This is a genomic window from Oleomonas cavernae, assembly GCF_003590945.1.
GTDB classification, from domain to species: domain Bacteria; phylum Pseudomonadota; class Alphaproteobacteria; order Zavarziniales; family Zavarziniaceae; genus Zavarzinia; species Zavarzinia cavernae.
The window spans coordinates 366964-389142 of record NZ_QYUK01000008.1 but is presented as its reverse complement, the minus strand read 5'-3'; the positions used below and the strand labels follow the sequence as shown (position 1 = coordinate 389142).

24 protein-coding genes and 1 pseudogene are annotated in these 22179 nt (G+C 68.4%); 20 read left to right on the top strand and 5 right to left on the bottom strand.

Annotated features, from left to right (window positions below):
* Positions 1–52: 52 nt before the first annotated feature.
* From D3874_RS02120 to D3874_RS02105, 4 genes are all read left to right on the top strand, one after another.
* Positions 53–805 (top strand): SDR family NAD(P)-dependent oxidoreductase, encoded by a 753-nt coding sequence (locus tag D3874_RS02120; protein WP_119775941.1) that lies wholly within the window; start codon positions 53–55, stop codon positions 803–805.
* A 68-nt stretch (positions 806–873) separates the two neighbouring features.
* On the top strand, positions 874–1530 hold the full coding sequence (locus D3874_RS02115; protein WP_119775938.1) for a helix-turn-helix domain-containing protein: 657 nt from the start codon (positions 874–876) through the stop codon (positions 1528–1530).
* Positions 1531–1588: 58 nt separating this feature from the next.
* A complete protein-coding gene (locus D3874_RS02110) occupies positions 1589–1846 on the top strand; it encodes a hypothetical protein (RefSeq protein WP_119775936.1) in 258 nt (85 codons plus the stop codon).
* 18 nt (positions 1847–1864) lie between these two features.
* Complete coding sequence (locus tag D3874_RS02105) at positions 1865–2167, top strand: type II toxin-antitoxin system RelE/ParE family toxin (RefSeq protein WP_119775933.1); 303 nt, start codon at positions 1865–1867, stop codon at positions 2165–2167.
* Between the two features lie 14 nt (positions 2168–2181).
* Here the strand turns inward: D3874_RS02105 and cobT are convergent, their stop codons facing one another.
* Positions 2182–3207, bottom strand: coding sequence for a nicotinate-nucleotide--dimethylbenzimidazole phosphoribosyltransferase (gene cobT / locus D3874_RS02100; RefSeq protein WP_119775931.1), 1026 nt, complete (start codon positions 3205–3207; stop codon positions 2182–2184).
* A gap of 69 nt (positions 3208–3276) precedes the next feature.
* Between cobT and cobS the strand changes: the two genes are divergently transcribed.
* From cobS to D3874_RS02045, 11 genes are all read left to right on the top strand, one after another.
* Positions 3277–4047 carry an adenosylcobinamide-GDP ribazoletransferase gene (gene cobS, locus D3874_RS02095; protein WP_119775928.1) on the top strand — a complete coding sequence of 257 codons (771 nt, stop codon included), beginning with the start codon at positions 3277–3279 and terminating at the stop codon, positions 4045–4047.
* Positions 4040–4672, top strand: a complete 633-nt coding sequence (locus D3874_RS02090) for a prepilin peptidase (RefSeq protein WP_119775925.1) — start codon at positions 4040–4042, stop codon at positions 4670–4672. Before cobS ends, D3874_RS02090 begins: the two co-directional genes overlap by 8 nt.
* A 25-nt stretch (positions 4673–4697) precedes the next feature.
* Positions 4698–5591 carry an MBL fold metallo-hydrolase gene (locus tag D3874_RS02085; protein ID WP_119775923.1) on the top strand — a complete coding sequence of 298 codons (894 nt, stop codon included), beginning with the start codon at positions 4698–4700 and terminating at the stop codon, positions 5589–5591.
* A gap of 8 nt (positions 5592–5599) precedes the next feature.
* Positions 5600–6667 carry a cyclic nucleotide-binding domain-containing protein gene (locus D3874_RS02080; RefSeq protein WP_119775921.1) on the top strand — a complete coding sequence of 356 codons (1068 nt, stop codon included), beginning with the start codon at positions 5600–5602 and terminating at the stop codon, positions 6665–6667.
* Positions 6571–7350 (top strand): patatin-like phospholipase family protein, encoded by a 780-nt coding sequence (locus D3874_RS02075; protein WP_119775918.1) that lies wholly within the window; start codon positions 6571–6573, stop codon positions 7348–7350. Before D3874_RS02080 ends, D3874_RS02075 begins: the two co-directional genes overlap by 97 nt.
* A 69-nt stretch (positions 7351–7419) precedes the next feature.
* A complete protein-coding gene (gene ygfZ, locus D3874_RS02070) occupies positions 7420–8334 on the top strand; it encodes a CAF17-like 4Fe-4S cluster assembly/insertion protein YgfZ (RefSeq protein ID WP_119775915.1) in 915 nt (304 codons plus the stop codon).
* Complete coding sequence (locus D3874_RS02065; protein ID WP_119775913.1) at positions 8334–8924, top strand: DNA-3-methyladenine glycosylase I; 591 nt, start codon at positions 8334–8336, stop codon at positions 8922–8924. Before ygfZ ends, D3874_RS02065 begins: the two co-directional genes overlap by 1 nt.
* A 116-nt stretch (positions 8925–9040) precedes the next feature.
* A complete protein-coding gene (locus tag D3874_RS02060) occupies positions 9041–9490 on the top strand; it encodes a GNAT family N-acetyltransferase (protein ID WP_158595781.1) in 450 nt (149 codons plus the stop codon).
* Between the two features lie 83 nt (positions 9491–9573).
* Positions 9574–11217, top strand: a complete 1644-nt coding sequence (locus D3874_RS02055) for a 3-(methylthio)propionyl-CoA ligase (RefSeq protein WP_119775908.1) — start codon at positions 9574–9576, stop codon at positions 11215–11217.
* Between the two features lie 61 nt (positions 11218–11278).
* The gene (locus tag D3874_RS02050; protein ID WP_119775906.1) at positions 11279–12403 is read left to right on the top strand and encodes a glycosyltransferase; all 1125 of its coding nucleotides are present in this window, start codon (positions 11279–11281) and stop codon (positions 12401–12403) included.
* A gap of 6 nt (positions 12404–12409) precedes the next feature.
* Positions 12410–13753 carry a dihydroorotase gene (locus D3874_RS02045; protein WP_119775904.1) on the top strand — a complete coding sequence of 448 codons (1344 nt, stop codon included), beginning with the start codon at positions 12410–12412 and terminating at the stop codon, positions 13751–13753.
* Positions 13754–13870: 117 nt separating this feature from the next.
* Here D3874_RS02045 and D3874_RS02040 read toward each other — a convergent pair whose 3' ends face one another.
* Entirely contained in the window at positions 13871–14134 is a 264-nt protein-coding gene (locus D3874_RS02040) for an usg protein (protein ID WP_119775902.1), read from the bottom strand.
* A gap of 220 nt (positions 14135–14354) precedes the next feature.
* Here D3874_RS02040 and D3874_RS02035 point away from each other — a divergent pair, with 220 nt between their 5' ends.
* Genes D3874_RS02035 through D3874_RS02030 form a run of 3 tightly spaced genes read left to right on the top strand, consistent with a single transcriptional unit; the run spans position 14355 to position 16880 of the window.
* Positions 14355–15674, top strand: a complete 1320-nt coding sequence (locus tag D3874_RS02035) for a DUF1800 domain-containing protein (protein ID WP_119775899.1) — start codon at positions 14355–14357, stop codon at positions 15672–15674.
* 4 nt (positions 15675–15678) lie between these two features.
* Positions 15679–16380 (top strand): DUF1501 domain-containing protein, encoded by a 702-nt coding sequence (locus D3874_RS28300; RefSeq protein ID WP_158595780.1) that lies wholly within the window; start codon positions 15679–15681, stop codon positions 16378–16380.
* On the top strand, positions 16323–16880 hold the full coding sequence (locus D3874_RS02030) for a DUF1501 domain-containing protein (RefSeq protein WP_233559790.1): 558 nt from the start codon (positions 16323–16325) through the stop codon (positions 16878–16880). The genes D3874_RS28300 and D3874_RS02030 overlap by 58 nt, the downstream gene beginning before the upstream one ends.
* 37 nt (positions 16881–16917) lie before the next feature.
* Here D3874_RS02030 and D3874_RS02025 read toward each other — a convergent pair whose 3' ends face one another.
* From D3874_RS02025 to D3874_RS02015, 3 genes are all read right to left on the bottom strand, one after another.
* Entirely contained in the window at positions 16918–17493 is a 576-nt protein-coding gene (locus tag D3874_RS02025) for a PIN domain-containing protein (protein ID WP_119776668.1), read from the bottom strand.
* Positions 17483–17929 (bottom strand): MerR family transcriptional regulator, encoded by a 447-nt coding sequence (locus D3874_RS02020; protein ID WP_119775895.1) that lies wholly within the window; start codon positions 17927–17929, stop codon positions 17483–17485. Before D3874_RS02020 ends, D3874_RS02025 begins: the two co-directional genes overlap by 11 nt.
* Before the next feature lie 100 nt (positions 17930–18029).
* On the bottom strand, positions 18030–19052 hold the full coding sequence (locus D3874_RS02015; protein WP_158595778.1) for a glycerophosphodiester phosphodiesterase family protein: 1023 nt from the start codon (positions 19050–19052) through the stop codon (positions 18030–18032).
* 147 nt (positions 19053–19199) lie between these two features.
* On the opposite strand from D3874_RS02015, the pseudogene acuI reads away from it, so the two are divergent.
* A pseudogene (gene acuI, locus D3874_RS02010) lies at positions 19200–20191 on the top strand (acrylyl-CoA reductase (NADPH)).
* Between the two features lie 35 nt (positions 20192–20226).
* Entirely contained in the window at positions 20227–22164 is a 1938-nt protein-coding gene (locus D3874_RS02005; RefSeq protein ID WP_274380555.1) for an AMP-binding protein, read from the top strand.
* Positions 22165–22179: the final 15 nt, after the last annotated feature.

Sequence of the window (22179 nt, the reverse complement as noted above, 5' to 3'; positions counted from 1 at the left end):
GGTCATCGATCGCTAGTATCCTCCTCGTGGAATCAGTTTGCGGAGACAGGGCATGACCAAGACCGTTCTCATCACCGGCGTGACCGCCGGGTTCGGCGCCGCGGCGGCGCGGCGTTTCGTGACCGGCGGCTGGCAGGTGGTCGGCACCGGCCGGCGGGCGGAGCGGCTGGAGGCCCTGGGCCAGGAATTGGGCGACGCGTTCCATGGCCTGGCCTTCGACATGCGCGACGAGGCGGCCCTGGCAGCGGCGGTCGAGGGCCTGCCGGCGGGGTTCAAGGAGATCGACTGGCTGGTCAACAATGCCGGCCTGGCGCTGGGCACCGGCCCGGCCCAGGCGGCGGTGCTCACCGACTGGAAGACCATGATCGACACCAATGTGACCAGCCTGGTGACCATCACCCGCCTGCTGCTGCCCGGCCTGATCGCGCGCAAGGGCGGCGTGATCAACCTGAGCTCGGTCGCCGCCCACTGGCCCTATCCGGGCGGCAATGTCTATGGCGCGACCAAGGCCTTCGTCCGGCAGTTCTCCTACGGCCTGCGCTGCGACCTGGCGGGGACCGGGGTGCGCGTCACCTCGATCGAGCCTGGCATGTGCGAGAGCGAGTTCACCCTGGTGCGCACCGGCGGCAACCAGGAGGCCTACGACAAGCTCTACGGCGGCGCCAACGCGCTGCAGCCCGAAGATATCGCCGAGACGATCTACTACGTCGCCACCCTGCCGGCGCACATGAACCTGAACTGCATCGAGATGATGCCGGTCAGCCAGAGCTGGTCGCCCTTCGCCATCGCGCGCGAAAAAGCGTGATCTGTTTCCCCAGAGGCAACAAATCCGTATAGAATGGCAATTCCAAACGGGGTCGAGGAGATCGTCGGTTGACGGAGAACGAGAGCGGGGACGTGGTGGAGACCGGCGCCGAGGACTATGTCACCGGCTCGGGCGCGCCGGCGATTGCCAATCGCACGCTGGAACAGGCGCTGGGCGCGCAGATCCGCCGCCTGCGCCGCCAGCTCGACCTGACCGTGGCCCATCTTGCGACGGCGGCCAGCATTTCGACCGGCATGCTCTCGAAGATCGAGAACGGGCAGATTTCGCCGTCGCTGGGTACCTTGCAGGCGCTGGCGGGCGCCCTGAACGTGCCGATCACGGCCCTGTTCGCCTCGTTCGACGAAAAGCGCGACTGCTCCTATGTCAAGGCCGGGCAGGGCGTGATCATCGATCGCCGGGGCACCAAGGTCGGGCACCAATACGAACTGCTGGGCCATGCCCTGGGCGGCGATACGGTGTGCGAGCCCTATCTGATCACCCTGCGGGAAGAGGCGACGCCCTATACCGCGTTCCAGCATGGCGGCGTCGAGTTCATCTACATGCTGGCGGGCGAGTTGCAGTACCGCCACGCCGACAGCAACTACAACCTCAAGCCCGGCGACGCGCTGCTGTTCGACAGCGGCGCTGCCCATGGGCCCGAGCGGCTAACCGCCCTGCCCGCCAAGTACCTGTCGATCATCATCTATCCCCGCGACCGGGAGTAGGCGGGCCGTCGAGGCTCGCCCTGGTTGACGCTCGGCAGACAGGGGGTATGATTCAGGCATGGCGACGACGAAACATGATCTCGAGAAGGTTCAGGCAGCGCTCGACCTCATTGACGAGGTCGAGGCCGATAGTCTTGGGCCGGGCGTCACCGATGCTGACGTCGACCGCTGGTTTCGTGACAACCGCGAAGCACTGGCGCAGTCCATTTTGAAAGGCAACGAGGCCATTGCCCGAGGCGAGTATCGCGATGGCACGCCTGCCGAGCATCGGGCTTACTTCCTCGAAAAATTCCGTCGCCGCTCCACCGACGCTTGATGTTGGTCCGAGCGAACGGTGCGCCGCCGGATCCGATTTCTGCCAGGGGCCGACGCCGACCTTGCGGAACTGGACGAACTCCTAACCCGTGAACAGGGGCCGGCTGTGGCCGCGGCCTGGATGGACCGCATTTTCGATCGTATCGAGCTTCTTTCAATCCTGCCGGGGCTTGGCCGGCGGCGCGAACAACTGCACGGAGTCCAGCTCCGGGGTTCCGTCTTGAAACGCTGGCTCATCATTGTCTACGAAGACCGAGAAGACGAAAACCTTCTTGTCATTCGCCGTATCGTGAGCACTCGCCGGGTTCTCTACGCCCGGTGAACCGGCCTGTAACCTTAAGTATCCTTGCCGTCGACGCCGGCCTCGGCGAAGCTGGCCATTTCGTTGTGGGTGCGGGCGGCGGCGCGGATGATGCCGGCCGCTACGGCAGCGCCCGAAGCCTCGCCCAGGCGCATTCTCAAATCGACCAGCGGCACGAGGCCCAATTCATCGAGCAGGCGGCGATGAGCCGGCTCGGCCGAGCAATGGCCGGCGACGGTGTGGGCCAGGGCGTCGCCGCGCAGCCTGGCCAGCGGGGCCACGGCGGCGGTTGCGACGTAACCGTCCAGGATCACCGGCACCCGGGCATGGCGCGCGGCCAGGCAGGCGCCGAGCATGGCGGCCAGCTCGCGGCCGCCCAGGCGACGGGCCAGTTCCAGCGGGTCATCGGTCTCGCGGCCGTGGAAACGCGCGGCCGCGGTAACGGCGGCGACCTTCTTGGCCAGGACATCGCCCGTCGCCCCGGTGCCGGGGCCGACCCAGGCGGCGGGCTCGCCCCCGAACAGGGCAGCGCACAGGGCGGCAGCCGTGGTGGTGTTGCCGATGCCCATCTCGCCCAGGCACAGCAGGTCCAGGCCGGGCGCGACCACGCCCATGCCGATGGCGACGGCGCCCAGGAATTCGGCCTCGCTCATGGCCGGCCGGTCGCGGAAATCGGCGGTCGGCCGGTCCAGGTCCAGGGGGGTGACGATCAGCTCGGCGCCGATCGCTTTGGCCAGGGCATTGATCGCCGCCCCGCCGGCAGCGAAATTGGCGACCATCTGCGCGGTCACGCTGGGCGGATAGGGCGAGACGCCGGCGGCGGTGACGCCGTGGTTGCCGGCGAAGACGGCAATGCGAATCGCCTCGGCCGCCGGGCGCGGCCGGCCCTGCCAGCGTGCCAGCCAGATCGCGATCTCTTCCAGGCGGCCCAGGGCGCCGGGCGGCTTGGTCAGCACGGCGTCGCGCGCCGCAGCCCGGGCGGCCGCAGCGTCGTCGCCCAGGGGCATGGTTTGGGTGGCGGCGCGCAGGGCCGCCATATCGACAGGTGGTTTGATCGTCATGGCTAAAGCTGGCAGGGTCCAGGAAGGGGTCCAAGCTTTAGCCAATCGCGACCCGAACAAGAAGCCCCAATGCAACACCCACCGCCCTCAGCCCTCGACGAATTTCGCCTGGCCGCCAGCCTGCTCACCCGCTTGGCCGTCGGGCCGCCCGCCCTGCTGCCGCCGGGGACGCTGGGGCGCAGTGTGTGGGCATTGCCGCTGATCGGCGGCCTGGTCGGGTTGATATCAGGCCTTGCCCTGCTCGTCGCCGATGGCCTGGGCCTGGGCGTATGGGCGGTGGCCCTGGTCGCGGTCGCGGCGGAACTACTGGTGACCGGCGCCTTCCACGAGGATGGCCTGGCCGATGTGGCCGACGGCTTCGGCGGCGGGCGCGACGCGCCGGCCAAGCTGGCCATCATGCGCGACAGCCGCATCGGCACCTATGGCGCGGCCGCCCTGTGGGTGGCCCTGACCGGCAGGCTGGTCGCGCTGGCGCAGATCGGCGGTGCCGACGGTGTCGATGTCATGTTCTGGGCCCTGATCGCGGCCAATGCCGGGGCGCGGGCGGCAATCCTGCTGCCCATGGCGCTGTTGCCGCCGGCGCGGGCCGACGGCCTGGGGGCCTCGGTCGGCGAGATCGATCCCGAGCGCGCGCTGTCCGGCGGGGTATTCGCCCTGGGGATCGGCCTCGTCTGCCTGGGCTGGGGCGTGGTGACGGCGGCCCTGCTGACGATCGCCGCGGGGGCGTTGATGACCGGGCTGGCACGCCGGCAGATCGGCGGCTACAGCGGGGACGTGTTCGGCGCCACCGCGCAGGTCGCGCTGGTGGCGATCCTCCTGGGGGTGGCCGCCGTTGGCTGACCTGGCGATCGTTCACCCGGCCGCCGGGGCGGCGCTGGGCCTGCTGGCCGGCCTGGTGATCTGGCGCATCACGGCCGAGCTGGCGCGGCTGCGGGACCTGGCCCCGTTGCGTGGCGGCGGCTTCTGGCTGGCCCTGGCCGGCGGCTTCGGCGCGCTCGCCCTGTGGCGGCAGGGCATGGTGCCCCAAGGTGCCGCCCTGGTGGTCCTGGGGGCGCTGGCCGTGGCGATCATCGCCTTCGATCTGGCCTATCGGCGGATCCCCGACGAACTCTCCCTGGCTGTGGCGGTGCTGGGCCTCGTGGCGGCCTGGCTCGGCGACCGGCTGATCCCCGCCCTTGCCGCCGGCCTGGGCGGCGCGCTGATATTATGGGCGGCATCGGCCCTCTATGCCCGGCTGCGCGGGCGCGAGGGGGTGGGCCTGGGCGATGTGAAGCTGACCGTGGGCCTGGGCTTCTGGCTGGGACCGGTGGGGCTGGTCTGGTGTTATATGGGGGCCAGCGTCGCCACGCTGGTGCTGGCGTTGGCGCTCCGGCTGCGCGGGCCGCTGGCCGACGATCCGCCGTTCGGCCCGGGCTTCATGGCTGCCGCGCTGGTTCTGCTGATGACCGGCGTGCCGGCGATCTAGATAGTGGGCGTCAAGGGAGAGAAAAATGGCTGTCGCGATCCCCTATCGGCGTGACATGAGCTTCGAATACGGCCGGCTGGAGCTGATCGCCCCGGGCCTGCGCCGGATCGTGGCGCGCAACCCGTCCGCCTTCACCTTCCACGGCACCGGCACCTATGTCGTGGGCGAGGGGCGGGTGGCGGTGATCGACCCCGGCCCGCGCAGCCAGGAGCATATCGATGCCCTGCTCGACGGCCTGGCGGGTGAGACGGTCAGCCATATCCTGATCACCCACACCCATACCGACCATTCGCCCGGTGCCGCCCTGCTGAAAGCGGCGACCGGCGCGCCGACCTATGGCTTCGGCCCTCACGGCAGCGGCGTGGGGGATGCGGTCGAGGAAGGCGGCGACCGCGACTTCGTGCCCGATCACGTGATGCTCGACGGCGACGTCACCGCCGGCCCGGGCTGGACGATCGAGGCGGTGCACACGCCTGGCCATACCTCGAACCACCTGTGCTTTGGCTGGCGCGAGGCCAAGGTGCTGTTCACCGGCGACCATGTCATGGGCTGGTCGACCAGCGTCATCGCCCCGCCCGACGGCGACATGGCCGATTACCTCGCCTCGCTGCGCAAGCTGCTGGCCCGCGACGATGCGGTCTATTGGCCGACCCACGGCCCCGCGATCACCGATCCCAAGGCCCATGTCACCGCCTTCCTGGACCACCGGGCCGAGCGCGAGGCGCAGATCGTGGCCGAACTGCTCAAGGGGCCGGCGGCGATCATGGACATGGTGCCGGTGATCTATGCCGCCGTCGATGCCAGGCTCTATCCGGCGGCGGCGCGCTCGACCCTGGCGCAATTGCTGCACATGCACGAGACCGGGCGGGTGGCGGCGGATCGGCCGCCCGGCCTTGATGCCGTTTGGCGGCTGGCCTGAGGCCGATCATGGAAGCTGTCGTCGAGACGTGCACGCTGATCGACGATGTGCCTATCTTTGCCGAACTCGATGCGGCCGCCAAGGCGACGATCGTCGATCGCGCCGACTGGTACAGCCTGCCCGGCGGCCAGGTCCTGTTCCGCCAGGGCGATCCCGGGGATGCGCTCTATGTCCTGCTGCGGGGCAGCCTGGGCGTGCTGCGCGACGGGGCCGGCGCGGTGCGCCAGCGCATCGGCTGGGTCCGCCCCGGCGAGGTGGTGGGGGAGATGGCCCTGCTGTCGGGGCGCGCGCGCTCGGCGACCGTGCTGGCCGAGCGCGACAGCGAGGTGCTGCGCCTGGACCAGGCCGCGTTCCAGTCCCTGGTCGCGACCCATCCCCAAGCCATGCTGCGGGTTACGCGCCAGATCGTCTGGCGCCTGGAAGGGGCGCAGGCCCCAACGCTCAGCACCATCCCGACGCGCCCGCGAACGGTGGCAATCCTGCCCCTGGGCGGTGTCGCCGACTGCACCACCCTGCGCCGTGACCTGGCCCGTGGCCTGCGGCTGTTCGGGACCGTGGCGGAAATCGGCGAAGCCGCCGGCGGGCAGCAGCAGACCGCCTGGTTCCACGACATCGAGGCCGGCCACGACTTCGTCCTCTACGAGGCGGACGATACGGCCGGGCCCTGGTCGCAACTGTGCCTGCGCCAGGCCGACATGGTCCTGGTCCTCGCTGCCGCCGATGCCCGGGATGCCCGCCAACGCCACCCCATGGAGATGACGGCCCATGCCCGCGGCCTGCCGCTGGAACTGGTGCTGATGCATCCCCCGACCGCCTTTCGCCCTCGGGAACCGCGGCCTTCCTCGGCGGGCGCCTGGCGGGGCTGCATCATCACGTGCGCATCGGGGTCTGGGGCGACACGGCACGGCTGGCCCGGCAACTGGCGGGGCGCGCAGTGGGCGTGGTCCTGTCGGGTGGCGGCGCGCGCGGCTTCGCCCACATGGGCGTGCTGCGCGCCCTGGCCGAGGCCGGGGTGCCGGTCGACATGGTCGGCGGCTGCTCGATGGGTGCCATCGTCGGGGCCGGTGCCGCCATGATGTGGGACAATTTCGAAGCCGAGCGGCATTTGCGCCGTGCCTTCGTCGACAGCAACCCGGTCAATGATTTCACCCTGCCGCTGGTGGCGCTGACCGCCGGGCGCAAGGTCACCCGGCGCCTGCTCGACGCCTTCGGCGAGCGGCGGATCGAAGACCTGTGGCTGCCTTATTTCTGCGTCTCGACCAACCTGACCCGAGGCACCCTGGCGGTGCATCGCCACGGCGAATTGTGGAAGTGGCTGCGTGCCAGCGTCGCCATTCCCGGCATCATGCCGCCCTGGGTGAACAAGGACGGCGACGTCTTTGCCGACGGCGGCGTGCTCGACAACCTGCCGGTCGGTCCCATGCGCGCCTTCGGCCGTGGCCCGGTGATCGCGGTCGATGTCGGTGGGGCGGTGGCCTTCGCGGCCCAGGGCGCCCTGCCCGAGGAGACCTGGTTCGAGCGCCTGTTCCTGCGCCGGCGGCCCAAGATGCCGAATATCCTGCAGATCCTGCTGCGTGCCGGCACGGTGAAGACGCCCAGCGACAGGCTCGACCGGGCCGGGGCCGATCTCTACCTGAAGCCGCCGGTGGAAGGCGTCGACTTCCTCGACTGGAAGGCGTTCGACCGGGCCATTTCACTGGGCTGGAGCTTTGCCAAGGCCGAACTCGCCAAGGCCCCGGCAAGCATCTTCGGCCGTTAGGGCAGGGCGCTTCTGTCATGCTGCCGGCGCCTCTTGACTTGTCCCCCCGGCGTCCCCAAGTCGTTGGCCATGACACAGACTTCATCCCCGATCGCGACGCTCCTGCCCGGCCGGGCCGTGCTGGCCCTGACCGGCACCGAGGTCGCCGCGTTTCTGCAAGGCCTGGTGTCGAACGACACCGCCCTGCTGTCGCCCGCCCACGCCCTTTACGCCGCCTTGCTGACCCCTCAGGGCAAGTTCCTGCACGAGCTGATCCTGGCGCAGGCCGGCGAGACGGTGCTGATCGATACCGAGGCGGCGCGGCGGGCCGACCTGGCCCGCCGGCTGGCCATGTACCGCCTGCGCGCCAAGATCGCGATCGCCCCGGCCGACGACCTGGTCGTGGCCGTCGTTTTCGGCGAGGGCGCAACGGCCGCGCTGGGGCTGGACGGCCTGGCCGGCGCGGCCCGCGCGCTGGAGGGCGGCGTGGCCTTCGTCGACCCGCGCCTGGACGCCCTGGGCGCGCGCCTGATCGCGCCCAGGGCCACGATCTTGTCGGTGCTGGCAGCCGCGGGGATCGCCCTGCGCGACGGCGAGGCACAATTCGATCGTCACCGCCTGTTGCTGGGCGTGCCGGACGGCTCCCGCGATATCCCCGTCGACAAGGGGTTTCTGCTCGAAGCCAATTTCGAGGAGTTGAACGGTGTCTCCTTCACCAAGGGCTGCTATGTCGGCCAGGAATTGACCGCCCGCACCAAGCATCGCGGCACCATCCGCAAGCGCCTGTTCCGGGTCGATTTCGATCCCGGCGTTCCGCCGCCGCTGCCCGACAGCCCGGTCCTGCTGGGCGACCGCGATGCCGGCACCATGCGCTCGGCCGTGGCCGGTACCGGCATCGCCCTGCTGCGTCTCGAAGAAATCGAGAAAGCCGCGGACGACGGCCGCCCGCTGACCGTGGGCGATGTTGCGGTCACCCCGGTGAAGCCGGCTTTCCTGGTCCTGTGATGCGCGAGCTGGGCCTGATCCACCACGAAGACGGGCGCCACCGCTGTCCCTGGTGCGGCGTCTCGCCCGAATATGTCGCCTACCACGATCAGGAATGGGGCGTGCCCGAGTATGATTCGCGCGCCTTGTTCGAGAAACTGATGCTCGACGGCTTCCAGGCCGGCCTGTCCTGGATCACCATCCTGCGCAAGCGCGACGCCTTCCGCGCCCGCTTCAATGGTTTCGAGCCCGAGAAGCTGGTGCGCTGGCGTGACAAGCAAATCGAAGGCGCCTTGGGGGATGCCGGGATCGTGCGCCATCGGGGCAAGATCGAGGCGACCATCGGCAATGCCCAGGGCTATCTCGAAATCACACGAACCGAAGGCGACTTTTCCAAATTCCTGTGGTCCTTCGTGAAGGGCAAGCCGATCGTTCACAGCCGAGAAACGATGGCCGATATTCCGACCGAGAGCGCCGAGGCGCAGGCACTTTCCAAGGCCCTGCGACAATACGGCTTCCGTTTCGTCGGGCCGACGATCGTGTATGCTTTCATGCAGGCGGTCGGGATGGTGAACGATCATCTCAGCGGCTGCGATTTCCATCGGGGGTAGGGCCTGGTTCCAGTCGGATCGGGCCAAAGGATGTGGGAATGACTATGGCGGAGGGCGACAGGCTCCGCTTTCGACCGGCCCGGCCGGCCGACCACGGGGCATGCGCCGAGATCTTCTTGGCGGCGCGGATGTGGGCCAATCCCGACATCCCGGCGGATCGCTTTGCCATCGAAGATTTCAACCTCTCGACCGACGATCTGGAAATCCTGGTTGCCGAGCGTGGCGGCCTGGTTGTCGGCTTCGTCGGCCTGGACCGGGCACAGCGGGAGTTGAGCCACCTCTTCGTTTCGCCGCTCGAACAGGGGCGGGGCGTCGGCGCCCTGTTGCTGGCCGAGGCCGGGCGGATCCTGGGGCCGGGGGCGCATCTGCTGTGCGATGCCCAGAATTCGTCGGTGCGCGAATTCTACCGCGCCCAGGGCTGGGTCGAGGCGCGAGAATCCTGGGGCTTCGTCGAATTCGTCCGGCCGATGCCGGCCGCCTGCCGTTCCCTGCTTCCCTGGGCAGCCCGCTGTTCGCCGTCTGAGCCGGCGAGGATGGCCTGCTGTCACCCCCAGGGGTTGATCTGACAATGCGTCACCCGGTTGACGTCGGGCCTGCTTGCACTTAAGTCCAATTCAGGAAAACGCATAACAATAGCGGAGGGGATCCTATGCGCGGACTCATGCAGGAGCGGCCGCTCCTGATTTCGTCGTTTCTGACCTTTGCGGCGACCTATCACCAGGATCGCGAGATCGTCTCCCGCCTGGTCGAAGGCTCGCTGCACCGTTACACCTATGCCCAGGCCGAGGAGCGCGCGCGCCGGGTGGCCAATGTGCTCAAGGGCCTGGGGGCCAAGTTCGGCGACGTCATCGGCACCCTGGCCTGGAATACCCATCGCCACCTGGAAGTGTGGTACGGCACCTCGGGCTCCGGCTTGGTCTGCCACACCATCAACCCGCGCCTGTTTCCCGAACAGATCGCCTATATCGTCAACCATGCCGACGACAAGGTGCTGTTCATCGACCTGACCTTCGTGCCGCTGGTCGAGAAGTTCGCCGACAAGCTCAAAGGCGTGCGCCATTTCGTGATCCTGACCGATCGCGCCCATATGCCCCAGACCAGCCTGCCCGATGCCCTGTGCTACGAGGAACTGGTGGCGCAGGCCTCGCCCAATTTCGCCTGGCCGGATTTCGATGAGAACACCGCCTCGTCGCTGTGCTACACCTCGGGTACCACAGGCAATCCCAAGGGCGTGCTCTATTCGCATCGCTCGACCGCGATCCATTCGATGGTCGCCAACAACGCCGATGCCTTCGGCCTGCGCTCGGTCGACGCCGTGCTGCCCGTGGTGCCGATGTTCCACGCCAATGCCTGGTCGATCCCCTACGGCGCGCCCATGGCCGGGGCCAAGCTGGTGATGCCGGGTGCTGCCCTCGACGGCGCCAGCGTCTACAACCTGCTGGAGACCGAAGGCGTTACCATGACCGCGGCGGTGCCGACGATCTGGTTGATGCTGCTGCAGTATCTCGAGAAGGAGGAGAAGACCCTCTCGACCTTGAAGCGCGTGGTCATCGGCGGGTCGGCTGCACCCCGCAGCATGATCGATACCTTCCAGGAGAAGTACGGCGTCTCCGTCTGCCATGCCTGGGGCATGACCGAGATGAGCCCGCTGGGCACCCTGGGCACGCTGAAGGCCGGGATGGACACCTGGCCCAAGGAGAAGCGCCTGGACGTTCAGTGCAAGCAGGGCCGCGCGGTGTTCGGCGTCGACCTGAAGATCACCGACGACGACGGCAAGGAATTGCCGCGCGACGGCAAGGCCTTCGGCCACCTGATGGTGCGCGGCCCCTGGATCGCCAACGCCTACCTGAAGGGCGAGGGCGGCAACATTCTCGACGAGAACGGCTATTTCGATACCGGCGACGTGGCGACCTTGGACCCCGAGGGCTTCATGCAGATCACCGACCGGGCCAAGGATGTGATCAAGTCGGGCGGCGAGTGGATTTCCTCGATCGATCTCGAGAACGCCGCCGTCGGCCACCCCTCGGTCGCCGAGGCCGCGGTGATCGGCATCGTGCATCCCAAGTGGGACGAGCGGCCACTGCTGATCGTGGTCAGGAAGGCGGGCAAGGACATCAGCCGCGAGGAAATGCTCGACTTCCTGGTCGGCAAGATCGCCAAGTGGTGGATGCCCGACGATGTCGTCTTCGTCGACGAGTTGCCGCACACGGCGACCGGCAAGCTGCTGAAGACCAAGCTGCGCGAGGATTTCAAGGACTACACCCTGCCGACCGCGCAGACGGCGGCGGAGTGATCCTGGCCGGGACCAGAACCCTCTCCGTCCTGAAGGGCGGAGAGGGGTATGATTGCCGTCGATGACAGCGATTCTCGTCTATCGCGACAAGCTGGTGCCGAAGTCGGAGATCGGTTTCCTGCGCCGGCAGTATTCGGCTTTCTCCCGTCTCGAGCCGCATTGGGTTGGCTGCAGCACGACGGCCGAGGTCGGTGAACTGACGCCCTCGCCCATCGTGCTGGGCCGGGCGGGGCCGTTCGGCACGCTGGATCGCGCCCTGTTCAAGCAATGCGCCCGGGTGCCCGAGGCGCCCAGCCTGCGCCCGCTGGGCGCCCGCCTGATCCATGCCCAGTTCGGCCGGGGCGGGGCGCTCGCGCTGCCCCTGGCGCGGGCGCTGCGCATTCCCCTGGTGGTGACCTACCACGGCGGCGATGCCCACAAGAACAAGCACTATGAGAAGCGCCTGCTGCCGACCATCTACCAGCGCCGGCTCGAGGCTTTGAAGGCGCAGGCGTCGCTGTTCATCTGCGTGTCGGACTCGGTGCGGGAAAAATTGATCGAGCGCGGCTTTCCGGCCGCCAAGCTGACCGTGGTCAATATCGGCATCGACCTCGATCCGGCCATGGCGACGCCGAAGGAGCCGCCCTATGTCTTCTTCGCCGGCCGCTTCGTCGAGAAAAAGGGCATTCCGATCCTGATCGATGCCGCCCGCATCCTGCGTGAACGTGGTGTGGGGGTTGGGGTCGTGCTGGCGGGCGATGGTCCGATGCTGAGCGACATGAAGGGGCGTGCCGCCGGGCTGGACGGGGTCGAGTTTCTGGGCTGGCAGAGCCAAGCGGCGACACGCCACCGGATGCGCGGGGCGAGCTTGGTCGTCGTCCCCTCGATCACCGCGTCCGGCGGCGATGCCGAGGGCTTGCCGACCGTCGCCATGGAGGCCATGTCGGCGGCCGTGCCCGTGGTCGCGACCGATGCGGCCGGCCTGACCGGCGTGGTGGAAAGCGGCCGCAATGCCCTGGTCGTGCCGGCCGGCGATCCCGCCGCCCTGGCCGATGCCATTCAGGCCATCGTGACCGATCCCGGCCGTCGCGCCGCCCTCGGCGCCGCCGGGCGGGCGCTGGCCGAGGAGCGGCTGTCGGCCGCCGTGCAATCGCGCCGGCTGGAAGATAGGCTCATCGACGTCATCGGCGCCTTTCAGGAAGCTTGAGAGATCATGTCCCAGACTTTCGACCTCATCGTCGCCGGCGGCACGGTGGTGAACCACGACGGCATCGGGGCCGCCGATGTCGGGCTGCGCGGGGGCCGGATCGCGGCGATCGGCGATCTTTCCCAGGCCTCGGCAGGGGAGCGGTTCGCTGCCAGAGGCCTGCATGTCCTGCCCGGCGTGATCGACAGCCAGGTCCATTTCCGCGAACCGGGCCTCGAATACAAGGAAGACCTCGCCACCGGCAGCCTGTGCGCCGTGCTGGGCGGGGTGACCGCGGTATTCGAGATGCCGAACACCAAGCCCTCGACCACCACGCCGGACGAACTCGACCACAAGCTGGCCCTGGCCCGGGGCCGCATGTATTGCGACCACGCCTTCTATGCCGGGGCGACCGACGACAATATGGGCGCGCTCGCCGCCATGGAGGCGATGCCGGGCTGTGCCGGGATCAAGGTTTTCATGGGCGCCTCGACCGGGTCCCTCCTGGTGGCCGAGGACGAGGGCCTGGAGAAAGTCCTGGGCACCGGCCGACGCCGCGTCGCCATCCATGCCGAGGATGAAGCCCGCCTGAAGGAGCGCCGTGCCATCGCCGACAGTGGCGACCCGGCCGACCACTGCAATTGGCGCGATGCCGAGTCGGCCCTGAAGGCGACCCGGCGCGCGGTGGCGATCGCCCGGCGCCTGGGACGGCGCATCCATATCCTGCATGTGACCACGGCCGACGAGATCGCCTGGCTCGCCGACCACAAGGACCTGGTCACCATCGAGACCACGCCGCAGCACCTGACCCTGGCGGCGCCCGAGGCCTATCGCCGCCTGGGCACCTATGCCCAGATGAACCCGCCGATCCGCGAGAGCCACCATCGCGACGGGCTGTGGGCCGGCGTGCGCAGCGGCATGGTCGACGTCATCGGCTCGGACCACGCACCCCACACGATCGAGGAAAAGGCCAAGCCCTACCCGCAAAGCCCGTCGGGCATGCCCGGGGTGCAGACCCTGCTGCCCCTGCTGCTCGATCATGCCGCCAAGGGGCGCCTGACGTTGCAGCGCCTGGTGGATCTCACCAGCGCCGGCGCCCAGCGCATCTTCGGCCTCTCGGGCAAGGGGCGCATCGCCCTGGGTTACGATGCCGACCTGACCCTGGTCGACCTGAAGGCCACGCGCACGATCACAGCCGACTGGCTGGCCAGCCGCTGCGGCTGGAGCCCGTTCGAGGGCGACACGGTGACCGGCTGGCCCATGGCCACGATCATCCGCGGCCACGTGGTCATGCGCGACGGCGCGGTGGAAGGCCCCGCCCTGGGCGCGCCCATCCGCTTCGCCGAGGTGCCGGCGGCCTTCGCCGGGTGACGTCCTTCTGCTCCCTCGCTCCGCTTGCGGGGAGAGGGGTGGGGTGAGGGGTGCGTAACGCCAGACACCCCCTCACCCTGGCCCTCTCCCCCGTCGGGGGCGAGGGAATGCCGGCCTTCAATGCAGCGTGAAGTAATTCTTGGTGTGGCGGAACTCGCTGGGACTGATGATGCGGTTGGTCGCAACCTTCACCGAGTGCAGCTTGCCGTCCAGATTGGCTTCCCAGAAATCCAGGAACTTCTTCAATTCGGGAAAGCGTGGCGCCAGGTCCAGTTCCTGCCAGGTATAGCTTTGCAGCAGGCTGGGGTGGTCGGGCAGGTGATAGAGGATTTCCGCCGTGGTCAGGCGATAATCCGATAGCATACGCTCGAAATCGCTCATGCAAGGCTCCAGTCCGTTGACCAATCCATCCCTTCTGATGGCGTGTTCCCCGTGACCGGCCGTCCGACAGCGTCGCGCCGGTTCTTTGATTGGAACGCTCTACTCGTAAATAAAGCGTAACATCGTCCGGCCCGCCGTAAATATGCCATATGCGGCAGCGCAGGATTTGGCCCATTGCTTCGTTGGGTGTTGCAGCCAGTCCACGCATGGAGGTTGACCGATGGCGGTCGAGGCCTTGATCGCGGCAGTACGGTTCGGCCTGGGGCCGCGGCCGGGCGAACTGGCGTCGGCCGGCGCCGATCCGCGCGGCGCCGTCAAGGCGCAGGTGCGGGCGCCGCTCGTCCCGCCGCCGCCCCGCGACGTGGCGCCGACGGCGGCGCTGGTCGCCAATCTGCTGAAGGCCATCAGGAACGCCGACGAGGCGACCGTGCTGTCCTATCTCAAAGGCGAGGCGCGGAAGATCTATCTGGCCGAAATCCGGGCGCAGATGGCGCGTGCCGTCAATACCGACACGCCTTTTTACGAGCGCCTGGTTCTGTTCTGGGCCAATCATTTCACCGTGTCGGCCCACAAGCCGGCGGTCACCGGGCTGGTCGGCGCCTTCCAGCGCGAGGCGATCGCCCCCCACGTCACCGGCCGCTTCGTCGACCTGCTGAAAGCGGCGACCCGGCACCCGGCGATGCTGCTCTATCTCGACCAGGCGGGCTCGTTCGGGCCCAATTCGCTGGCCGGCCGGCGCCGCGACAGGGGGCTGAACGAGAACCTGGCGCGCGAGATCCTGGAACTCCACACACTGGGGGTCGACGGTGGCTATGAACAGGCCGATGTCGGCGCGCTGGCCCGTATCCTGACCGGCTGGACGGTGAACCCCACCGGCCAGGGCGAGGCCAGTTTCTTCGAGCCCAAGATCCACGAACCGGGTGACCAGCGCCTGCTGGGCACCACCATCCGCGAGGCGGCGGTCGCCCAGAGCGACGAGGCCATGGCCCTGCTCGCCCATCACCCGGCCACCGCCAGCCACCTGGCGACCAAGCTGGTGCGCCATTTCGTGGCCGACGATCCCCCTGCCGAGGCGGTGGCCGGCATCGCCAAGGTGTTCCGCGACAGCGGCGGCGATCTCAAGGCGATGTCGCTGGCCCTGGTCGACCTGGCCCAGCCCTGGCAGGCGCCCCTGACCAAGGTGAAGTCGCCCACCGATCTCGTCATCTCGATCTATCGCCTGATCGGCCTGGTGCCCGAGCCGGAGGTCGCGGTCGGCGCCATGAAGCTGCTGGGGCAGCAACCCTTCACCGCCCCTTCGCCCAAGGGCTGGCCCGACACGGGGCGGGAGTGGTTGAGCCCCGATTCGCTGATGCGGCGGATCGAACTGGCCCAGAAGGTGGGCGCGCGCCTGGCGCCCGTCGGCGACGGCAATGCCCTGCTCGTGCAGGCCCTGGGCGCGGCGGCGCCGGCCGACGTGGCCGATTCGGTGCGCCGGGCGGGCGACAGGGCCAGTGCGATTGCCCTGGTGCTGGCCAGCCCTCAATTCCTGCGGAGGTAGGGCCATGGTTCGTCTCGATCGCCGTCGCTTCCTGATTTCGGCCGGCCTGGGCGGGCTGGGCCTGGCCCTGGGGCCACGCTTCGCGCTGGCCCGCATACCGGGCAACAAGCGCCTGATCGTCCTGGTGCTGCGCGGTGGCATGGACGGCCTGGCGGCGGTGCCGCCCTATGCCGATCCCGCCTATGGGGCGACCCGGGGGGCCTTGGCCCTGGCCGTACCGGGCAAGAGCGGCGGCATGATCGATCTCGACGGCCGCTTCGGCCTGCATCCGGCGCTGCAATCGGCCATGCCGCTGTGGCGCGGTGGCGAGATGCAGGTGCTGCACGCCACCGCCACGCCCTATCGCGAACGCTCGCATTTCGATGCCCAGAATGTCCTGGAGAACGGCGGCACGGGGCCGTCGGGCAGTGCCACCGGCTGGCTCAACCGGGCGGTCGCCGTGGCCGGGGGACGGGGCTGGCGGTCGGCCTGGCGGTGCCGTTGCTCCTCACCGGCCCGGCCTCGGTCACGACCTGGTCGCCGCAGATCCTGCCGGCGCCCGATGGCGTGCTGCTCGACACGCTCGACCGGTTCTATGCCAAGGACGAACTGTTTCACGCCATGCTGGCCGAAGCGCGCGAGACCAGCGCGATGGCGGCAGGGGCCGGGATGGACCTGGCCACCCCGGGAAGCATGGCCGCCGGCCCCAAGCAGATGGAACCGCTGATCGTCGGCCTGGCGCGCCTGCTGCGCGACCGCGAAGGGCCGCGGGTCGCCACCATCGACCTGCTGGGCTGGGATACCCATGCCAATCAGGGTGTCACCGACGGCCGGCTGGCGGCGGCGCTGCGGCCGGTGGCCGATGGGGCCGTGCTGTTGAAGAACGAACTGGGGCCTGCGGTCTGGCGCGACACGCTGGTCATCGCCGTCACCGAATTCGGCCGTACCGCGGCGCCCAACGGCACCGGCGGAACCGACCACGGCACCGCCTCGGCCGCCTTCATCTTCGGCGGCAACCTGGACGGTGCCACGGTCCACGGGCAATGGCCGGGCCTCGACAAGGCGCAGTTGCTCGACGGCCGCGACCTGGCGCCGACTACCGACCTGCGCCGCCTCTACCTGGCGACGCTGATCAACCACCTGGGACTGCCGGCGGCGGACGTGGCGGCCCGGGTCTTCCCCGACGGCGGCGGCCTGCGCCCGCTGGACGGTGTGGTGCGCGCTTGAGCCGGCGAGGGCGACGGCGGTCGCCGGCACTGATCAGTCAGAGATCAGCCAGATGCTTCTCGACGCGGTTTGCGAGCCGGGCGAGTTTGTGGTGGGTCAGGATGTCGATGAAGCCGGCAACCGACGTATCGGTCTTGCGCAGATTGCGCCGGGCATTCGCCAAGGAACCGACAACCAACTGTGGCACCTTGTCGTAGAGATCGGCCAGGAAAGTGTCCGGCGATAGTCTGCGTAGCCCGTGTTTCTCAAGCGTGGCTATAGGGAAGTCGCGCAAATTCCAGGTGATGATCAGCGAGGCCTTGGCCGCTATCGCCGCGGCGACGACATGGCGATCGTTGGGATCAGGCAAGACTACCGCCGGAATATGCTTCTCGTAGTTGACAACCGTGGCCGTCGGCAACGCGCGTTCCATCAGTTGCCGTGTAATCTGCAAGCGCTCAACCAATATGGCTGGTGTCTTGGCAATCAGATTGCGGATCCATTCGTCGTGAATCTCGGCTGTCCAGCGCAGGTCGACGAGGTGATCGACCGCGGCCTGGACGATGATGTTCCTCAGGTGGAACGGGTAGAGGACGCAGGCATCGCAAACCGCGACGGAAGGCTCAAACGCCATGGCGCCGATTGAGATCCTCGGCATCGTCGGCAAGGGCTTCCATCGCGGCGCGCTGAGTGTCGATTCGCAGCTTCAGCGCCAGCACGTCTTTCAGCTTGGCCCGGCGGTGCTTCCCCACGTAGCGGAAGGGCAGATCGCCGATATCCATGCGGTGGACCACGAGGGGGCGCGATATGCCGAGGACGCTTGCCGCGTCATTCGGGCTTACTTCCTGATCTTCTGTGAGCATCGCGACGCGCTCGCCGCTCAGCAAATGGGCCAACAGGGTCTCGACGGCCGCGAGTGCGGACGGCGGCAGGAAAAACGTCTGATTCTGGCCACCCTCGCGGCGGACACGCAGTTCCACCCGATCGCCGTGCCCGAGCTTCGGCAACGGCGCGGTGGTCCGGCGATCCTGCTCCGACAATCCGGCGAACCGAACGATCTGGGTGGTCATGGTGGTTGCTCCTTGCCCAGGAAAAATACCGCAAGGGATATCTAACTGCAATAACTGAAAGGCCCGGCGATGACTTATCTCTGTTTGCCGAACAAGCTCCCTAGCGGCCGTGGCGCCTGGCGGCGACGGCGCGAGCCGGTTCGTCGGTGACGATGCCGTCGACGCCCAGGGCAAAGACCCGCGCATAAGAATCGATCGCCTCGCGCCGGGGCTTCAGCGGGTCGTCGGCGTCGGCGAAGCCGCCGACATAAAGGCCGAGGCCGGCGGCCCTGGCATCGGCGACGATGGTCGAGGGCGGCATCGCGGCGCCGTCGGCGTAGTAACCCTGGACATCCGGGAAATCGACCAGCACGGCATCGGCAAAGCCGCGGATGGCGCGCAAGCCTGCAGGCGCCTGATAGTCGCCGAAGGTCGCGCTGTTCCTGGTCACCGCTGAATCGGCCGGGCGCGCGGTCGACGGACCCAGCACGAAGACGCGCGGGTTGCCCGGACCGGCCAGTTGCTGAAGGCTCGTGGGTTCGCTGGCACCGATCATGATCTGCGGCGCCCCGGCCAGGCCGTATCTCTGCATCGAGGCGATCAGCCGCGGCTCCATCGGGCGGCCGCGCGCGGCGTGGACCTGGGTGTCGTGCAGCACGATCAGCAGGCCGATGGTGCGGCGGCTGTCGATCTGCCGCCTGGCGATCAGGGCGAAGGCGTCCTCCAGGATCGGCGCCGGGAACATGTCGTCGAAGCGCAGATCGCGGCCGGCGACGATCTGGCGCGCGGTCAACTGGGCATAGCTGCTGTAGGGCACCAGATCGACCGGGAAACCCGCCACCGGCGGCTCGCCCTTCACCCCCACCGGGCGGGCCAGCACCGAGGCGGCATTGGTGGTGGCGGCGAGATCGCGGGCGGTGCGTATGACGAGGACACCGTCCAGGGTCTGATAGACATCCAGCCGCAGGCTGTCGGCGCCTTGCAGGATCGCCAGATCGAGTGCTGCAAGGGTGGCTTCGGGGAAGGTGACGGCGCTGCCGTCCCGCGCGATCACCGCCGGGCGCTCGGCTGCCGTCGCGGCTGTCGCGAGGCCCAAGGCCGGCGCGGCGGCCAGGAATCCGATGGTCAGCAGGCGTCGCAGCATCGCTACATCCTCGATGAAAGCAAGGGAGCCCAACCTACAAGACCGCCGCCGATCAATGAAGCCTGTGCATGGGCCCCAACCCCCGGCGCGATTGCCGGCGCCCGTGCAGACACTAGACTGCGCGCAACACACCGGGAGAACGCCACCATGGCCGACACGTTCCGCGCCGTCTATCTGACCGATATCGACGGCAAGACACACAGCGAGATCAAGGCCGTGCCGCTGGCGGATCTGCCTGTCGGCGACGTCACCGTGGCGGTCAGCCATTCGACCATCAACTACAAGGACGGCCTGGCGATCACCGGGCGCGGCAAGATCGTGCGCAAGTTCCCCTTTGTTCCCGGCATCGATTTCGCCGGGACGGTCGAAGCCTCGGACAATCCCGATTGGCGGCCGGGCGATGCGGTCGTCCTGAACGGCTGGGGGTGGGTGAAGGCCACTGGGGCGGGCTTGGCACCCGCGCCCGGGTGAAGGGCGATTGGCTGATTCGCCGCCCCGCCGCCTTCACTGCAGCGGAAACCATGGCCATCGGCACCGCCGGCTATACCGCCATGCTCTCGGTCCTGGCGCTGGAAAAACACGGGCTGACCCCCGACCGGGGCGAGGTTCTGGTGACCGGGGCGGCCGGCGGCGTCGGCTCGGTGGCGATCGCGCTGCTCGCCGGGAAGGGCTTCACCGTCGCCGCCGCCACCGGCCGGCCGGCCGAGGCGGATTGGCTGAAGGCGTTGGGGGCGTCGACGATCGTCGAGCGGGCGGAACTGTCCGGCCCGGCCAAGCCGCTGGCCAAGGAACGCTGGGCCGGGGTGATCGACACCGTGGGCAGTTCCACGCTGGCCAATGCCCTGTCCCAGCTTCGCTACAACGGTGCCGTCGCCGCCTGCGGCCTGGCCCAGGGGGCCGACCTGCCGGGCAGCGTCTTCCCCTTCATTCTGCGTGGCGTCACCCTCTACGGCATCGATTCGGTGATGGCGCCCCGCGCCCGCCGCGAGGAGGCCTGGGCACGCCTGGCCACGGATCTCGACAGGGCCAAGCTGCAGGCCATCACGCAGACCAAGGGGCTGGACGACGTTCCGGCCCTGGCCCATGCCATCCTCGACGGCAAGGTGCGCGGGCGGGTGGTGATCGACGTCAACGGCTGAGGCGCCGCCATACCGACGACTTTGTTGGTTGCAAAGTGGCCCCAGGTTTGCACACTCGCGGCCCAGACGCCGCCGGTCTGCTCTGTCCGGCGGCAAAAAAAGGGAGAGGGAGCACCATGAAGCCGCCGTTTCGCAAGATCCGCTACCTGTCGAACGATCTCGAGGTCGAGCGTCGACCCAATGGCGAGATGATCCTGCGGCTGGCCCACCCCCTGGGCGATTACGACCGCAACATGCTGGTGCCCTTGCGCAAATGGGCGGCGGCGCGGCCGGATGTGACCTGGCTGGCCCAGCGCGGGGCCGACCGGAGCTGGCGCAAGATCAGCTATGCGGCGGGCCTGGGCTATGTCGACGCGATCGCGGCGGCGCTGCTGGCGCGCGGCCTGACCGAGGAGGACCCGGTCATGGTCCTGTCGGGCAATTCGATCGAGCACGCCCTGATCATGTACGGCGCGATCGCCGCCGGGGTGCCGGTCAGCTCGATCAGCCAAGCCTATTCGCTGATGTCGAACGACCATGCCAAGCTGGTCTACGTCTTCGACCTGATCAAGCCCAAGATCCTGTTCGTCCAGAACGGCCGCTTCTTCGAGGCGGCGATCTCGAAGCTGAACCTCGACGGGGTCGAAGTCGTCTATGTCGCGGATGCGCCCAGTGCCATCCCCGCGACCGATTTCCACGATTTGTTGAAGACCCCCGTGGGCCCCGAGGTCGAGGCCGCCTATCAGCGCCTGGGTCCCGACACCGTCTGCAAGTACCTGTTCACCTCGGGCTCGACGGGCATGCCCAAGGCGGTGATCAACACCCACCGCATGCTGTGCGCCAATGCTGCCATGTCGCGGTCGCTGGTGCTCGACCATGACAAGTGGTTTGCCGAGGACGGCCCGCCGGTCGCGGTCGACTGGCTGCCCTGGAGCCATACCTTCGGCGGCAATGCCAACCTGCACGGCCTCCTGGCCGCCGGCGGCAGCCTTTATATCGATGACGGCCGGCCGCTGCCCGGCCTGTTCGACGAGACCATCGCCAACCTGCGCGAGATTTCGCCCACCACCTACCTCAACGTGCCGGTGGCCTATTCCATGCTGCTGTCGGCCATGGAGAAGGACGAGGCGATGGCCAAGACCTTCTTCAAGAAGCTGCGCTTCTGCGCCTATGGCGGCGCGGCGCTGAGCCAGGACCTGTGGGAACGTTTCCAGGCGCTGGCGGTCAAGACCACGGGCGAGCGGGTGATCTTCACCACCGGCTGGGGCTCGACCGAAACCGCGCCGACCGCGACCAGCGTGTTCCGCGAGAGCGAGCGGGTGGGCATGATCGGCCTGCCGCTGCCCGGCGTCGAACTGAAGCTGGTGCCCTCCGGCCCCACCTACGAGGTGCGCGTCCGCGGGCCGCTGGTGACGCCCGGCTATTTCAAGGAACCCAAGAAGACCGCCGAGTCGTTCGACGAGGAAGGCTTCTACTGCATCGGCGACGCGGCGAAGTTCGAGGATCCGGCGCATCCCGAACTGGGGCTGGTGTTCGACGGCCGCGTGGCCGAGGACTTCAAGCTCGACACCGGCACCTGGGTGCAGGCGGGCAAGCTGCGGGTCGACGTGGTCACCGCCGCCGCCCCGGCGATCCAGGATGCCGTTGTCTGCGGTCATGACCGCAAGTACGTCGCCGTGCTGGCCTGGCCCAACTATGTCGGCCTGCCCAAGATCGTGACCGACGAGGCGGCGCTGGGCTCGCTGGAGACCATGCTGAACGCCAACCAGCTGGTCGAGCATGTCCGCCAGGGTCTGCGCGCCCACAATCGGGCCAATCCGGGATCGTCGACCGCGATCAAACGGGTCCTGTTCATGGCCGAGCCGGCCAGCCTCGATGGCGGCGAGATGACCGACAAGGGCTACATCAACCAGAAAGCGGCCTTGACCCGCCGGGCACATCTCGTCGAAAAGCTTTATGCAGATCCGCCGGGCAACGACGTGATCGTGATTTGATCGTCGGTCCTGAGT

Excerpts from the sequence above, each read along its gene's own strand:
- D3874_RS02120 (WP_119775941.1), top strand. The coding sequence starts at position 53 with ATGACCAAGACCGTTCTCATCACCGGCGTGACCGCCGGGTTCGGCGCC.
- D3874_RS02110 (WP_119775936.1), top strand. The coding sequence starts at position 1,589 with ATGGCGACGACGAAACATGATCTCGAGAAGGTTCAGGCAGCGCTCGAC.
- cobT (WP_119775931.1), bottom strand. The coding sequence starts at position 3,207 with ATGACGATCAAACCACCTGTCGATATGGCGGCCCTGCGCGCCGCCACC.
- cobS (WP_119775928.1), top strand. The coding sequence starts at position 3,277 with ATGCAACACCCACCGCCCTCAGCCCTCGACGAATTTCGCCTGGCCGCC.
- D3874_RS02085 (WP_119775923.1), top strand. The coding sequence starts at position 4,698 with ATGGCTGTCGCGATCCCCTATCGGCGTGACATGAGCTTCGAATACGGC.
- D3874_RS02080 (WP_119775921.1), top strand. The coding sequence starts at position 5,600 with ATGGAAGCTGTCGTCGAGACGTGCACGCTGATCGACGATGTGCCTATC.
- D3874_RS02075 (WP_119775918.1), top strand. The coding sequence starts at position 6,571 with ATGGGCGTGCTGCGCGCCCTGGCCGAGGCCGGGGTGCCGGTCGACATG.
- ygfZ (WP_119775915.1), top strand. The coding sequence starts at position 7,420 with ATGACACAGACTTCATCCCCGATCGCGACGCTCCTGCCCGGCCGGGCC.
- D3874_RS02065 (WP_119775913.1), top strand. The coding sequence starts at position 8,334 with ATGCGCGAGCTGGGCCTGATCCACCACGAAGACGGGCGCCACCGCTGT.
- D3874_RS02055 (WP_119775908.1), top strand. The coding sequence starts at position 9,574 with ATGCGCGGACTCATGCAGGAGCGGCCGCTCCTGATTTCGTCGTTTCTG.
- D3874_RS02050 (WP_119775906.1), top strand. The coding sequence starts at position 11,279 with ATGACAGCGATTCTCGTCTATCGCGACAAGCTGGTGCCGAAGTCGGAG.
- D3874_RS02045 (WP_119775904.1), top strand. The coding sequence starts at position 12,410 with ATGTCCCAGACTTTCGACCTCATCGTCGCCGGCGGCACGGTGGTGAAC.
- D3874_RS02040 (WP_119775902.1), bottom strand. The coding sequence starts at position 14,134 with ATGAGCGATTTCGAGCGTATGCTATCGGATTATCGCCTGACCACGGCG.
- D3874_RS02035 (WP_119775899.1), top strand. The coding sequence starts at position 14,355 with ATGGCGGTCGAGGCCTTGATCGCGGCAGTACGGTTCGGCCTGGGGCCG.
- D3874_RS28300 (WP_158595780.1), top strand. The coding sequence starts at position 15,679 with ATGGTTCGTCTCGATCGCCGTCGCTTCCTGATTTCGGCCGGCCTGGGC.
- D3874_RS02030 (WP_233559790.1), top strand. The coding sequence starts at position 16,323 with ATGGACCTGGCCACCCCGGGAAGCATGGCCGCCGGCCCCAAGCAGATG.
- D3874_RS02025 (WP_119776668.1), bottom strand. The coding sequence starts at position 17,493 with ATGGCGTTTGAGCCTTCCGTCGCGGTTTGCGATGCCTGCGTCCTCTAC.
- D3874_RS02020 (WP_119775895.1), bottom strand. The coding sequence starts at position 17,929 with ATGACCACCCAGATCGTTCGGTTCGCCGGATTGTCGGAGCAGGATCGC.
- D3874_RS02015 (WP_158595778.1), bottom strand. The coding sequence starts at position 19,052 with ATGCTGCGACGCCTGCTGACCATCGGATTCCTGGCCGCCGCGCCGGCC.